Below are 14,322 nucleotides of genomic sequence, written 5' to 3'. Positions count from 1 at the left end.
GACGTTGCTCACGCCCCCGCCCCCGCCCCCGCTCGCGCCCGAGCCACCTTCTCCCGCAGCCCCCCCCGAGAGACCGCTGAAGTCGAGGATGCACCCGCCTGACCCAAGCAGGGCCATGGCAACGAACCAGCGGGCTACACGCAGCATCGGGCCTTCACCGGCCCCATCCTAGCGCGCGCGGTCGTGCCGACGAAAGGCAGGCGGAGACGTGCGCGTGCTGGCCGCGCGCTCCCTCGGCTCTTCAGCTCTCCTCGTAGGTGAACAGGCAGCGGGTGAAGGGGAACCCCACGTCCGCGAGCACGTAGAGGTAGTACGTCGCCCCCGGCGTGAGAGGAGCCGCTGCCCCTGCCGCCGGGAACCCCTGCTTTGCGCCTCCCGAGATCTCACCGTAGCGGACGCTGCCAGGGGCGAGCGGAGCCGCGTCGGGGTCCACATCGAGCCGCCAGAGCGTCCCCTCGGGCAGGTCCAGGTTCGGCGGCACCCCGGGGTTCGCCGCGTCCGACTCCAGGACATACACGTAGCGCGCTGGACCGCCGCTCCAGGCGATCGTCCCATCCGCCCTCATCCCCTCGCCCTCGGCGCACGCCTCCGGCTCGTAGATCGACTGCTGGTAGAAGAACTCCGGCGTCGGGTTCGCCTCGGCGAAGTCCTCCGGCGACTGCCCCCGGTACGCCAGCTCGTTCGCGAAGAAGGCAGCCATCCTCGCCGGGTCCGTCGACGGCAACCCCGTCGTCGCGCGATCGAAGCCGTTGTTCTCCTCCGCCGGGTAGGCCCCGAGCAGGGACGAGTCGATGAACCCACCGGCGAACGCCAGGCCGTAGGCCGAGAAGGTGTTCATCCAGTTGCCGGGCGCGTCGATATCCCAGACGGCCGCACCTTTCGGGGTGATCCCTTGCTGGTGACAGCAGACGCACGCGCACGCTTCCACCTGCTCGCGCACCCACCCGAGTTCCGTGACGTACGCCGGATCCGCCATGCGCGGGTCAGGCTCCGCGAACGGCTCCGGCGGCGCCACCGGCCGGTACGGACGCTGCGTGTAGACGGGATCGCACGAGGTGTACTCCGCGAACTTCCGGCCTGGCTCCGTACAGCCGGAGATCATGGTCCACGTGCACACCTCACCCCCGTCGCTCTGCCCCGGGGGCTCTCCCTCGCTCGGCGCGCGACATTCGAGCACGGGTGGCTGGAACACCGGAAAGCTCTGCGGCGGACCACCCTCGCCAGGAGGATCTCCCGACGTCCCGGCCTGCGTGTCGCCGTCGTTGCAGCCACCGAGAAGTAGAGAGAGCGAGGCGATGAGGATCGACAGTCGTCGCATGGGGCTCCTTGCAGGCACACGAGCACCCACTCCGCGCTTTTCCACGGCGGGACGAGCGGCGACGCGAGGTGACGCGCGTACCGGGGCACTCTGTTTGACTAGTTCAACTGGTCTATTCAAACAAGTGCCTCAAGCGCTCGCCTCGGTCAATCCAGTGATGACCGTACAAACGAAGAAACCAACCACGAATAAGCTAGGTCTTGTCGACCAAAGAATTTCGAGTCTCCTCGGTTCTCCACCGGTCGACGACGTCCCTCCGCCGCTCGCGGGGGCGGGGACCTGCACTCCCCGAAGCCAGGGCCTCCTCGGTCGGGGTCTGGCAGCCTAGACTCTCCCTGTGCACGTCACCTCGGCATGCTCCCTCGGCGTGACCTCCCTCCTCTGGCAGCCGCGCCCCGAGGCCTTCGCGCTGACGGTCATCTGCAAGGCCACCTTCACCCTCTGGCCGGGCACCTCCCCGCTCGCTGCCGTGCAGGAGCGCCCCTTCGAGGCGGACGCCCACTGGCACGACAACCCCCGGGCGAGCCTCTGGGCCCCGAGCGACAAGGTCCCGTTCAAACGCCGCGTGGACGTGCTCCTCGTCGGCCACGCGCACGCGCCCCAGGGTGAGATCGTGAGCAAGCTCGTGACCCGCCTCGCCGTCAGCGGCGTGGACACGCGCGTGGACAAGCGCATCGAGGTGCACGGGGACCGCACCTGGTCACCCGACGGCAAGCTCACCGCCCCCGCCCCCTTCTCCAGGATGCCGCTCCGCTGGGAGCGCGCCGCCGGCGGGCCGGACACCTGGAACCCCGTGGGCGTGCCCTCCGGCCACCCGACCGGAACCCAGACGCACCGGCTGGCCCCCAACCTGCTCCTCCCGAACACCCCCTTGCTCGGCCCCGCCGATCGCATCCCTCCCGCCGGCTTCGGCCCGCTCGCGCCCTCCTGGCCCGAGCGGGTGACGAAGCTGCGCCACCACGCCGCCACCTTCCGCGACGACACCTGGACCCGACAGCCGTTCCCCGAGGGCATCGACGCCGGCTACTTCAACGCCGCGCCCCCCGATCAACAGCTCGACCAGCTCGACGACGGCCTGCGCCTCGTCCTCGACTACCTGCACCCGGAGCACTCCCTGCTCACCACCGTGCTGGAGCCTGTCCTCCCTCGCGCCACCCTGCACCGCGACAAGGCGGAGCCCGTCGACGTGCGGCTCCGCTGCGACACCCTGTGGATCGACGCCGACCGAGGCCTCTGCACGCTCACCTGGCGTGGCCCCGTACCCCTGCGCCACCCGGACGAGGAAGGGACGGTACTCGTCACCATGACGCGCCCACGCGCCTCCGACAGACCAGCGCCCGCGGAGGATGGCCCCGTGACCCTGGTCCCGGCTCTCGCACAGGACGACCCGGCGGCGGCCACGCTGCCCTTCGCGCAGGCCAAGCCCACCCCGCTGCCGTTCACCGCAGCCGCGAGCGGCGGGGATGCAGCGCCACCGGCGGCCATGGCGGGAGACGTGCCCGGTCAGCCCCCTCCCCTCGCCGCGCCCTCCGAAGCGACCTGCCCAGCCACCACGCCAGCTCCTGCGCGCCCTGAAGGACGGGAGGCGCGGCTCACGCTTCCCTCGTTCAGCGCCCATCTCCCTGGCACGGGCACCCTCGATCCCGGCCTGGTCCCCGCCACCTCCGATCCTCTCCCCTTCCACGCGGCACTGCCCACGGTGACCCCCGCGCCCGCGCCGCTCTGGAAGCCCGCACCGCTCCCCCAGAGCGCCCCGATCCCGGGCACCTCGACTTCGACACTCGTCCCCGACGACCTGCCGCCGAGCACCCAGCCCGCCCACCTGGACGAGGACGCACCACCTCGGCGCCTCACCTCCTCGCCCGACCTCACACCGCGCCCCGAAGTCGCCCCACCTCTCGGCCTCGCCCCACCTCTCGGCCTCGCCCCACCTCTCGGCCTCGCCCCACCTCTCGGCCTCGCCCCACCGCCTCCATCTCCCCAGGCCTCCGCGTCCCCCTCACTCCCCTCCGCAGCGGACAAGCCCTCCCCCCGCACCGAGCCTGGCCCCCCGGCGGCCCCCTCTGCGCCGCTCCCGGAGCTCTCGGTTCAGCGCTTCGCCACCATCGCTGCGGAGCTCGCCGAGGGTCGCACCGCGCGCGCCGACGTGCTCCGCGCGCACGAGATGAGCGAGGGCACCTGGACCTCGATCGCGCGCTCCTGGCAGGCAGCGCTCGACAAGGATGGCGCACGGGGTGGCCACCTGCGCGCCGAGCACGACACTGCCTACGTCGCCGCCGTCGAGGGATTTCGCGGCCCCATCACCCTCGGCGAGTACGCGCGGCTCGCCGTCGCCCTGGAGCGCGGCGAGGCCAGCGAGGCGCTCGACGCGCTCCACATCCAGCGCCCAGCCTTGATGCCCGTGGTGCGTGTCTGGACCCGGAAAGCGGCAGGAGACGCCAAGCTCTCCACCGAGCTGATGGCCCTGCTCCCCAAGCTCAGGGCCGACTGAGCAGCCAGCCCTCCGCGCTCACATCAGCCGGACGAAGGCGTACCCCTGCCCGCACCCCCGAGCGCCGCATCGGGCGGGATCATCAGCGCCGCAGGCTCGGGCCGGCTCCTGACAAGCGCCTGCCGCTCCAGGAACTCCTCCCGGGTGAGCGGCATCGGCGGATCCTCCGAGTTGAGCCGCACCCGCTCCCCCACGAGATCCACGTCGTCGTTGGCCCGGATCGCGACCCCTCCGGGCGACGCCTCCACCGTCACCTCGGCGGCCGTCACCCGCGCGCTCCGCCCGGCCTCGCGCACCACGCTCCCGCGCACCTGCTCGCGCAGGCTCCCGCCCACCTCGATCGACGCATCCTGCGCCGCCTGGATCCGCAACGTCTCGCACCCCAGGGACAGCGCCTTCGCAGCGCTGATCTCCAGCGACACCCCTTCCAGCGAGAGCACGGGCCCCTCGCTGGTCAGCCGGATCGAGAGCAAGATCTGCCCCTCCGCCGCGCGAACCTGGAGGCGCTCTTCCGCCCCCTCCTCGGCAATCTCCAGCGATCGCCCGTGACCCAGCGGCACCACCCGCGCTGCCCCTCCGCTCTCCGCCGACGTCGCCGCTGCGAGCGCCCCCGCCCCCGCCCCCGCCCCTGCGACAGGCGAGAGCGCCCCCGCAGGAGGCTCAGTCGCCGCGGGAGCCACGGAACCATCGGGCAGCAAAGCCGTAGCGCGCGCGTCCTTCACGGGAGCATCGTAGCGCAACCGGCCCCCGCGGGCGCGGACCCCGACGCGCGCGGCTACAGCCCTGAAGGCCGCCTGGCTCGGGCCCATCTTGCGCGCCCGGCGCAGGGCAGATACCCGTCGATCGTGCCCCGGACCCGAGCCTCATGAGCGCCACACCCCCCTCCCTGGCCCTGACGCAGCGGGTGGCGTGCATGAAGAGCGCCGACAGCAAGCTGTGGCTGGTCTGCATCGCCCGGCGCACCTACGCCTTCGCCCCTGGCCGCGTGAAGCTCGCCGACGCGCAGCTCCCCCTCACCCTCGACCCTGACATCGAGGTCGACCCCCACGACCGCTACCGCACCCTCCGCGAAGACACCGACCTCTTCCCCCCCAAGCCGGCCACGGACGTGGTGGTCACCGGCAGCAAGGCGCACGCCCCCGGGAAGGTCCAGGAGCTGATGGTGGGCGTCGCCGTCGGACGCAGCGCCCGCGTCCTCAAGGTCCTCGGCGAGCGCCGTGTCGAAGTCACCCTCGACGGCGACGTCCACTTCCCCGACCCCGCCCCCTTCGAGAGCGTCCCCCTCACCTGGGACCTCGCCTACGGCGGCTACGACGCCTACGCCCACGACGAGCTGGACCCCCCCGAGCGCCGCAACGGCCGCCGCATCGAGCCCTCCCCCCGCGACGAAGGCGTCTTCGCCTACCCCCGCAACAAGGTCGGCCGCGCCTACTTCATCGACGTCGACCGCGACCGCGCCGACGGCGAGCTGCTGCCCCAGATCGACGACCCCGGCGACCCCCTCACCCCCTCCCGCTTCTTCGTCCCCTCCCCCCTCGCCTGGCTCGACGCCCCCGCCTCTGCCGGCCTCGGCTGGGTCCCCCACACCTGGTACCCCCGCATCATGCGCAGCCTCGGCGCCTTCCTGGAGCACGACCCCCCGACGAAACCCATCCGCGAGATGGCCTTCCCCGACGGCGACGACCTCCGCGGCCCCTTCCTCAAGAACGAAATCCTCCCCCGCCACGTGCAGGGCGCCGTTCCCGGCCTCGCCTCCGAGCGCCTCCGCGGCAACGAGCTGGTCATCCTCAAGCACCTCGTGCGCGGCCACCCCGAGCTCCAGTTCACCCTCCCCGGCGAGCGCCCCACCATCACCGTGCGCCCCCCCGGCGTCCCCAAGGTCTTCACCCCCGACGCCGTGCTGCAAACCGTCCGCATCGACGGCGAACAGCAAACCGTCTCCCTCACCTGGTGCGGGGCCGTCCGCCTCGTCGCCCCCCTCGCCGAAGAGCAACTCGCCGAGACCCAGCTCGGCTTCACCTGGCGGTGACGAAGCAGGTCTCCTCCCCTGTCTCCTGCACGAACATCACCGCATCCCACCTCGGGCGCTCCCTCCTGTGCATCAGCCGTCGAAGAGCGCCAGCCCCAGCTCCGTCAGCTCCATCCCAGCCGCCTCGATCTCCGCCTGCTCCCGCTCCGTGTACCCACCTTGAGCCCAGGTGATGTTGCTCCCGATGTCCACGAACGCGAGCGCTACCTGCCTGGGAACATCGGGTCTCCCTTCCCACTGCTCGGCGAGAAAGCGCAGCGCCTCCTTCACCTGCGCCACCCCTTCACGATCCAGCCCTTCCCTCGCGCGCAGCTTGACCGGAATGCTCCGCGCGCCGACGAGCCCCTCGACCACGATGGTTATCGCTTCCTGCTCCGTCATGCCGTCCTCACTCCATTCACTCCTTCGTTCAGAGTGTACAGCGCTGCGGAGACCGGCATTCCACCGACAGCACCAGAATAAATTCGATCAGACGGCTCTCATTAATCAGGAACTGCTTTCTAGCAGTCCAGCTCCTTGCTCACCGCGCCAGATACACTCCCCGGCGGATACCTCGAGGATGAGCATTCCTTCTTCTTTCGTGCGGTAGTCACTCGTCTCAATGGCGAATTTCAGCGTTTCCATCTCCGCAGGCGAACCGTCCACGGACGTGACACGCAAGATCTGACCATCGAATTGTTCACTCCATGCGAGCCCAGCGAGGTCGGGCTCTGCGCGAACACTCGCCACCGCAGAGAACAGGAGGCTTCCCCTCACCATCTCCGGCTCGGAGTCTCTGTACCATTTCTGCATGTAATTACAGAGTTCGATCTCGATTCGCAGCGTATGAGCCACTGGATCATGATCGATGGAGTTGATCACGGAGTCATGAAGAACCAGTTTTCGAGGAACGTCGGATGGTTTCATCAGCAGTTGGGCAGTATATGAGAGGCCTTCGAGCCTTTGGGGACCGGGTTGTCAGCGGCATCTAGGAATTTATCGCCCTTACCGGTCGTATTGGGATTGTAGACGTGATAATGGTCGACGGCTTCGAATCCGGTTTCCCCTGGCACACCCTTGTCAAACGCGACCTTGTAGCCCAGGTCGGGATTGTAGAATTCCCTGCGATTCGAGTTCTTCGCCATCTCCGGGTGCGTCACCTCCTCCCAGCCATCGTCCAGGAGATCATCGGGGTTCGCCGGGAGGTTCGGGAGCAGGCCGAGAGGATCGACCCAATTGACGGGGTTGATGTCCCAACCATTCGGATCATTTCCGCCTGCGAGCCCAAGTGGATCGGGACTGCACCACCTTCCCACATCCGGGTCAAAATACCGGAACCTCGTGTGACACAGGCCAGTCTCCTCGTCCTCGTACTGACCCTGAAGCCGAAAAGGAGAAGCAACGCTGCGAGCCTCGCGCGATGGATTCTCCGGATCCACATGCACCTCTGCGATGCGTCCCCACGCAGTATGCGAAGCAGACCAGACGACTTGCCCTGACGCGTCGAGCAGCTCCTTGGGAACCCCGACGTGGTCGTTCACATAGCTGAACACCTCACCTCGCTCTGCTTGAAGCAGCAGGACGAAGCTGCCTGGCGCGTGAACGAAATGTCTTGTGCCATGTCTGCTATCGACATCAGCCGCGACCACGTCGCCATCCCAGATGAAATCGACCGCGTACTGCTCTACCCCGTGCGCATCCAGGACCTGCTTGCGCACCCTCCTCCCGAACGCGTCACAGGTGAAGACCACGCGGTTTCCCGAGGGTAGCCTCACCTCCCGAAGACCGTCCCGGCAATCCCAGATGTAGTCGGTTTTCCCTGGCCCAGCGTGCTCGCGAAGCTCGACCTTGGAAGATCGCCGTCCTCGCAGGTCATAGGCGTACGTCGCCTCTGCGGAACGCAGGAGTTGGTTGCCTCTCCCTATCTCCCAGCCCTCGTTACCTGCCTCCCCTTCGGCTACCACCTCCAGCCCTCGGAAAACATTCAGCAGGGCTCCCGCTGCGTCATAGGAGAAGACTTCTTGAGCAGCGTCGCTCCTCGCCTCCAGGAGCTGACCCACGGCGTCATAGCGATACCTTGTGGCTCCCCATCGCCCGTCCTCTACGAGCTTCACCCTGCCGAACGGATCGTATTGCCAGAGGCGCTGGGCGAGGAGCGACGGGGCGCGGCCCACCACAGAGCCCGCCTCGACGCGCTGCTCGATGATGCGGTCCATGGAATCGTAGACGCTCCGGATGCTGAACCGCCCGGACATGTCACATCGCGTCTCTTCACGACCAAGCAAGTCACGCTCGATCGCGATTTCGCGGTCGTCGTGAGACACCCCGACCACGTCACCACGCGTGTTGTAACGATACTGAGTCCTCGCGCCGTCGGGCATGATCCGCTCGACACGCCGTCCCTGGGTGTCGACCGCATACGCGATTCGCTGGCCATCCTGGACACAGGCGATGATCCGACCGAGCGGATCCCGCTCAAAGGCCGTCATGACGGTACGGCCGTCCTCCTCCCTGAGTCCACCGAGCAAGCGCCCCAGGCGATCTCTCTGGAAGGTGATGCATCCGTCACTCGACAGCTCGCGTACGATGTTCCCGAGCGCGTCATGCTCGAATGCCCGGAAGCTGCGGTCCGGGTAGTTGATGCGCGAGAGCGCTCCAGCGCTGGAGTACTCGTAATCAATCACCCGCCCATCGAACGTGGCTTCTCTCGTGATGCGACCGACCGCATCGCGGGTGAACACATGCAGCTCACCGCGGGGATTCTCGACACTCCGCAGCCTCTCTCCTTGGGTGTACCGGAGCCGCCAGGTACGGCCGTCTGGCTCCACCAGCTTCACGAGCACGCCCGTCCCGGCAAACTCCATGTGTGTGACGTTCGAGAGCACGTCAGTCACACGCACCGGGTTACCCAAGGCATCGTATGTCGAAAGCAACGTGGTGCCGTCGGGCCGGCGCAACACGATGCGTCGACCCAGCACATCGTATTCGACCGATGTAACCCGACCGAGAGCGTCGGTGCGCGACAGTGGTCGGCTCAAACCGTCGTATTTGTAGCGTGTCTTCGCGCCCCGCGCGTCGATCTCCTCGACCAAGTCGTGATGCGCATCGAACTGGAACGCTGCGAGTCGGTTTCCCTGGTACGCCACCTCGGTTGGACGCCCCAGTTCATCATACGAGAGAGTGCGACGAACACCCGACGGCTGAACCATTGCCGTCATGGATCCACGCGAATCGTACTCGTACGTGGTCACCAGTCCCTCGGGACTAACCAGCATGACAGGCTGGTCCTGATGGTGGGCCCATGCTGTCACGTTGCCCGCGGGGTCGACCTCCCGCGTCTTGTTTCCTCTCTCGTCGTACTCGTACCTCCTGGTCTCGCCAGCACCGTTCGCCTCGGCGACCAGGTAATGATCCGCGTCGTACGTGCGCGTCCTGAGCACGCACCCATCTGGCGTCTCCTCCCGCACCACGAGGCCGTCCTCGTTCCAGTGGAGGATGCGTGGTTCGTCGTTCCCGGTCAGCCAGGTGATTCGCTGCTCCAGGTCCGGCGTGAGCTCCACCGTGTGCAGCCCGCCGTCACCCCAGCTCTTCTTGCACCAGCCGGTCTCCGGGTCGTATTCGTAGTAGAAGCTCACGCCGTTCTTCAGCGTGGTCTTCACCATCCGGTGATCCTCGTCGTAGGCGTAATGCTCGCTGTACCCCAGCGCGTCCGTCGCGCTCGCGAGCTCGCCCATCCGGCTGTAGGCGTAATCGACCCATTGCTCCAGGGTATCGTCGACCCACACCTCCAGCCGCGCGATGCGCCCGCCGTGGGTCAGCTTGACGCGCACCTCCCGGCCCGCCGTGTCGATGACCCGGCGCAGCTTCGTACCCGTGTACTCCAGCCGGATGGCGTTCCCGAACGCATCGCCGATGGCCGTGAGCAGGGCACGCCCCTCGGGCTCCTGCGGCGCGAAGACCCGGGTCGTCCGGTGGATGTGGTTCTGGAGGGTGAACGTGCCGTCGTCGTTCGCCGCGAGCGTGAGCCTGTCTGCCCTGTGGAACGCCTTCTCCCCGGCCCGCAGCGCCGGGAAGCGCACATCGCGTCCCTCCTCGTCACGGAAGACGATCCCTTCCTCCGTGCGCTCGATCCATTGCTCGAAGCTGTGGGTCCACCCGCCGCGCCCCAGCGAGGATCGATCAAGCGCCCGAGAGGATGCGTAGTGGCGCTCCCAGAGCAGCGGGACCGGCCCCGGAAGCGTCAGGTCCACCTTGGCGTCGACGACGGTGCCGGACGCAGCATCCACAGGGTGCCCGGTGACGAAGCACTTGGCCTTCTTCGCGGCCGACGCCGCCTTCCCCTTCAGCGACTTCGCCCCCTTCGCGAGCCCCCGCCCCGCCTTTCCCATCTTCTTCGCCGCGGCCTTCATGCCCTTCTGGACGAGGCCCTTTCCCTTCTTGAGCAGGGGCTTCAGCGCCTTGCTCCCGAGCTTCATCAGGAACTTGCCACCGAGCTTGAAGGCGCCCTCGAAGAGCAGGTCGATCACCAGGTCCACGGCGAGCGTCACCGCGCCCATCACGAAATCGCCGAAGGTCGGCGTGGTCTGCACCGTGCCCGGGTTGAGCACCAGCGACGTCGGCCACCGCCCCACGTCCCAGCAGTCCGCGTTGAGGGACACCGGCCCGCCGATCACGCAGCAGGTCGCCTTCTCTCCGCAGATCTCCACCGCGCCCCGCGGCAGCCAGCACTTGTGGGAGCCGAAGAGGATGTGGATGGGCGTCAGCGCATCCAGCGGGTCCGGGATGATCCCCAGGTGGGGCCACAGGAACTTCGGCTCGTGCTGGTGGGTGACCGAGGGGACGCCGTTGAAAAGGACCGTGGGCTGCTGCTTGTCACCGAGCGTGAAGGGGTGGAGCAGGGTCAGCTTCCAGAACTTCATCGGCGCGGGCGGGAAGATGTGGAAGCCCTGGTGCAGCTCGATGCCGACGATCAGCCAGCCGTTGATGTCGTGGAAGTTGTGCGCCACGGACCCCTCCGTTCACGCGGGCGGAAACTCGCTGGTGGCGACGAGACGCGCTCGCCGCAGCTCGTACTGGATCAGCTCGTAGATGGCCTCGGCACGCCAGAGGAGCCGCACCTCGCCAGCCTCGGCGTCGATGTCGATCGCGTCGAGGTGTGGCAGGACGCGCTCGACACGGGCCCCCACGGCGACGTCCACCGCGACGGGTGGCGGAGGCACCTCGAAGACGAGCGCCTCACCGCCGGGGCGCATCCCGGCGAGGGCGATGCGGGTCCCGGACGGGAGCGCTTCGAAGGTGGTGCGCGGCGCGGCGCGGCTCCCGAGCTTGCTCGCGCCGCCTGGATCGAGCTGTCCGTCGTGCCATACGTACGTGCTGCGCAGACCACCCCACAGCGGGTAGGGCGCAAAGCACACGGGCTCGGGGCGGTCGTCCCAGCGCTGGATGCGCTGCGCCGGGTCTTCGAGCTGAGGCAGCGGCTGACCCACGGCCCGCGCGGCCTCGGTGTGGAAGCCCTTGCCCTCCAGGTTGAAGGGGGAGCCGCTCTCGTGGGCGGGGAGGAAGGCTTCTTCACCGTCCATGTCCACCACCCGCGCCGGCTCGTCCTCGGTGCCCCCAAAGGCGTGCTGCCAGTCCATCTCCACCCGATCGAACGGCACCGGCGCGCTTGCCGACAGGCCCCCTGCCGCGCCGCGCTGCCAGAGGCGAGGGCCCAGGGCCAGGATCGCCGCGTCGCGCTCGCCGACCCGCAAGGTGGTCAGCGCCTCGCGGGCGCGGCCCTCGCGCGGGTACACGAAGCCCGTCGCGCACACCGAGGCCGTCGCCTTCCGGAGCATGCCGTCGTGCGGATACGGGAGCGACGGGTCGAGCAAGAGGGGGCGCTGCGCGGACGCGAGGACCAGGCGGCTCCCCTCGATGCGGCAGGTCTGGGCCGCGAGGAAGAGCGACGTCATGCGGTCGTCCTCCTCGGCGTTGGGGATCAGGATGGCCGGCAGGGGCGTGTGGTTCGCGAAGCGCATGGGCGGGTCAGTTGAGCTTGATGAGGCCCGCCGTCACCTGGACCAGCCCGCCGCCGTCCATCTCGATGGGTGAGCCGTTCACGGTGACCTTGCCGCCCTTGATCGCGATCTCGCCGTCCTCGATGGTCACCTGACCGCCCTTGATCAGGATCTGGTCTCCCTTGAGCTGGATCGTCGCGCCGTTCACCAGGAAGGTCGGCGTGGTGACCGTGACGTCGGCCGAGGCGTCGACGGTGAGGTTCGTCGACTTCAGGGCCTGCACCCCGTCTGCCTTGATCTCCTGCGAAGGCGCCTCGATCTTCTGGCTGGACGCCGACTTCAGGCCCTGTGGACCCGTGACATTGATGGTCTGCTCGCCGCCGACCACGATCTTCTGGCTCGCCCCCACGTTCTCCTCGTGGGTCGCCTGGTAGTCGGTCTTCTGCGCCCCGGTCACGGCCACGCTGCGGTTGCCGGTCACCGAGAGCTGGTCGTTGCCGGTGATGTCGGCGTTGCGGTTGCCAGTGACCGTATGGCCCTGGTTGCCGGTCACCGCGAGGTCGCGGTTGCCGGTCACGGACACCGCCTGGTTGCCGCCCACCTGGACGCGCTGGTTCGCGCCCACCGTGGTGGACTCGTTGCCGCCGATCATCTCGGCGTTGCTCCCGCCGACCATGGTGCTCCGGTCGGCGCCGGTGGCCTCGTTGCGGTTCGAGCCCACCGTGGAGCCGCTGTTCGCGGACACCTGCTCGTTCCGATCGTTGCCGACCTCGCTGTTCCAGTTCATCGGCGTGTGCATCTTGATCTGCTGGCTTCCGGCGGTGTCGTCGAAGGTCAGCTCGTTGAAGCTGCCCCCACCCGGGCTGGTCATGGTCTTGAACGTGCTCACCGTGGGAGAGCCGCCCGGGGGCCTGTTCTGCCCGTTGTAGACGCGCCCGACCACGATGGGCCGATCGGGGTCGCCCTCCTCGAAGTCGACGATCACCTCCACCCCGACCCGGGGATGGAAGACCGCGCCCTCGCCCACGCCCGCGAAGACCTGGTTCACCCGCACCCAGCACGACGAGGGCTCCCTCGCCAGCCGCTCCGCGTCCTGATCCCAGTGGAACTTCACCCGCACGCAGCCGATCTCCGCGCCCGGCGGCCCGCCCACGTGGATCTCCGCGCCGGCCGCGCTCGGCTCCGCCGTCACGAACGCCGTCTGCGTACCGTGCACCCGGGGCTTGGGCGAGGTCCGCGCGGGCCTGAAGCGCGACTCGGCGGCCGACCCGTTCTTGCCCCGGCGCGCGCACTCGAAGCGCACCGCGAACGGCACGCCTTGCGCGGGCGCCCCACCCCCGCCGGGCGGCAGCACGCCTTGCTGCTCGCCGCGCACCTCCAGCCGCGTCACCAGGTACTCGCCCTCGTACCGCGGCGTCGGGTGCTCCAGCATGAAGATGCTCCCCGCGGAGAGCAGGCGCACCGCCCCCTCCCCCACCGCGTAGCGCGCCTCCACCGCCAGCCTGTCGAGCTTCGCCTGCGCCAGGGGCTTGCCCTGATCGGGCGCGTCCGGGTAGCGGCCCGGGTACTCGTGGTCGACCAGATCCTCGCCCGACGCCTCGTCGGACGTGGCGACGGCCATGTCGAGCGCGGGCTTCTTCCAGTTGTAGTCGAGCAGCGACACCTTCCGGGGCCGGAGGCGCGCCCCGAGCTTCACGCTGGCGATCTCGCGGCTGCTCAGACCAGGCCCGAGCGGCGCGAAGGGGTCGAGGCGGGCGCGGCCCCCGTCGGCGTCGGCGAGCACCAGGAGGCAGACCCCCTCGCCGTGCTCGAAGTGGTAGCTGATGCCCTCCTCCTCCAGGAGGCGCGCCACGAAGGCGAGATCGCTCTCGTTGTACTGCACGCAGTAAGGGCGCGTCGCCGCGTCGTCGATGCGCTCGCTGTGCGCCACCCGGAAGGCGTAGCGCTCCCGCGCTGGCGTGAACGAGGTCATGTCCCCGCCGTCCGGCTCCGCCGTCGCGCCGTCGTCCCGGGTGAGCGACGGGTCCCCCTGCAGCACGGCGTCGAGGATCTGGCGGGTGGTCTTCTCCAGGAAGATCCGGCAGCGCGTGCGGTGCGCGGCGCGCACGAGCGGCGGCGAGAGCACCACACGGTAGAGCATCCCGCTCTGGGTGGCCCCGAGCTCCTCCGCCTCGGTGATGATCCCGTGCACCACACGGTAGGCAGGATCGGCGAGGGTGGCGAGGCGCAGGGTGGCCCGGGCCTGGATCAGCTCCTCGGGGTCCACCTCCGGGGCGGGCTCGCGGGCGAGCAGGGTGACCTCGTAGCGGTACAGGCTGGAGATGCCCTCGCTGCCGCGGAAATCCACCACCTGCAGGTGACGGAACGGCCCGACGGCTTCCGAGGCTCCCTCCCAGGCAAACGCGAAGTCGACGTCGCTCACGGTGCGCTCCTCCCCATGGCTTCCACCCCATGCTAGCGCACCCCATCGCTCCGTCACGGGGGCGGGGGGGGCCGCGCCCGTGACGTC

9 protein-coding genes are annotated in these 14,322 nt (G+C 68.9%); 2 read left to right on the top strand and 7 right to left on the bottom strand.

The genetic code is table 11. The features are described from left to right. Positions 1-241: 241 nt before the first annotated feature. Entirely contained in the window at positions 242-1,318 is a 1,077-nt protein-coding gene (locus tag CAP_RS32385; RefSeq protein ID WP_044247929.1) for a hypothetical protein, read from the bottom strand. A gap of 367 nt (positions 1,319-1,685) precedes the next feature. Between CAP_RS32385 and CAP_RS32380 the strand changes: the two genes are divergently transcribed. Beyond that, complete coding sequence (locus CAP_RS32380; RefSeq protein WP_231511812.1) at positions 1,686-3,809, top strand: DUF2169 family type VI secretion system accessory protein; 2,124 nt, start codon at positions 1,686-1,688, stop codon at positions 3,807-3,809. A gap of 23 nt (positions 3,810-3,832) precedes the next feature. Here CAP_RS32380 and CAP_RS32375 read toward each other — a convergent pair whose 3' ends face one another. After that, a complete protein-coding gene (locus CAP_RS32375) occupies positions 3,833-4,531 on the bottom strand; it encodes a hypothetical protein (RefSeq protein ID WP_156041333.1) in 699 nt (232 codons plus the stop codon). 143 nt (positions 4,532-4,674) lie between these two features. On the opposite strand from CAP_RS32375, the gene CAP_RS46010 reads away from it, so the two are divergent. Beyond that, complete coding sequence (locus CAP_RS46010) at positions 4,675-5,838, top strand: DUF2169 domain-containing protein (protein WP_052376430.1); 1,164 nt, start codon at positions 4,675-4,677, stop codon at positions 5,836-5,838. A 72-nt stretch (positions 5,839-5,910) separates the two neighbouring features. On the opposite strand, the gene CAP_RS32360 is transcribed toward CAP_RS46010, so the two are convergent. The 5 genes from CAP_RS32360 to CAP_RS32340 form a co-directional block, all read right to left on the bottom strand. Next, the gene (locus tag CAP_RS32360) at positions 5,911-6,219 is read right to left on the bottom strand and encodes a hypothetical protein (protein ID WP_044247923.1); all 309 of its coding nucleotides are present in this window, start codon (positions 6,217-6,219) and stop codon (positions 5,911-5,913) included. 105 nt (positions 6,220-6,324) lie between these two features. Beyond that, positions 6,325-6,699, bottom strand: a complete 375-nt coding sequence (locus CAP_RS46005) for a hypothetical protein (protein WP_156041332.1) — start codon at positions 6,697-6,699, stop codon at positions 6,325-6,327. Positions 6,700-6,743: 44 nt separating this feature from the next. Beyond that, complete coding sequence (locus tag CAP_RS32350) at positions 6,744-10,736, bottom strand: DUF6531 domain-containing protein (RefSeq protein WP_231511811.1); 3,993 nt, start codon at positions 10,734-10,736, stop codon at positions 6,744-6,746. 99 nt (positions 10,737-10,835) lie between these two features. Then, positions 10,836-11,834, bottom strand: a complete 999-nt coding sequence (locus CAP_RS32345; RefSeq protein WP_044247921.1) for a DUF2169 domain-containing protein — start codon at positions 11,832-11,834, stop codon at positions 10,836-10,838. 7 nt (positions 11,835-11,841) lie between these two features. Beyond that, positions 11,842-14,235: a type VI secretion system Vgr family protein gene (locus CAP_RS32340; RefSeq protein ID WP_044247919.1), complete on the bottom strand. Its 2,394-nt coding sequence runs from the start codon at positions 14,233-14,235 to the stop codon at positions 11,842-11,844. Positions 14,236-14,322: the final 87 nt, after the last annotated feature.

It is taken from the genome of Chondromyces apiculatus DSM 436 (genome assembly GCF_000601485.1).
In the GTDB taxonomy this organism is placed as follows: domain Bacteria; phylum Myxococcota_A; class Polyangia; order Polyangiales; family Polyangiaceae; genus Chondromyces; species Chondromyces apiculatus.
Note: the sequence above shows the minus strand (reverse complement) of the source record. Positions and strands in the feature narration are given on the sequence as shown.

What these genes read in the sequence shown, in the direction of transcription:
- CAP_RS32385 (WP_044247929.1), bottom strand. Translation starts at nt 1,318, where the DNA reads ATGCGACGACTGTCGATCCTCATCGCCTCGCTCTCTCTACTTCTCGGT.
- CAP_RS46010 (WP_052376430.1), top strand. Translation starts at nt 4,675, where the DNA reads ATGAGCGCCACACCCCCCTCCCTGGCCCTGACGCAGCGGGTGGCGTGC.
- CAP_RS32360 (WP_044247923.1), bottom strand. Translation starts at nt 6,219, where the DNA reads ATGACGGAGCAGGAAGCGATAACCATCGTGGTCGAGGGGCTCGTCGGC.
- CAP_RS32350 (WP_231511811.1), bottom strand. Translation starts at nt 10,736, where the DNA reads ATGAAGTTCTGGAAGCTGACCCTGCTCCACCCCTTCACGCTCGGTGAC.
- CAP_RS32345 (WP_044247921.1), bottom strand. Translation starts at nt 11,834, where the DNA reads ATGCGCTTCGCGAACCACACGCCCCTGCCGGCCATCCTGATCCCCAAC.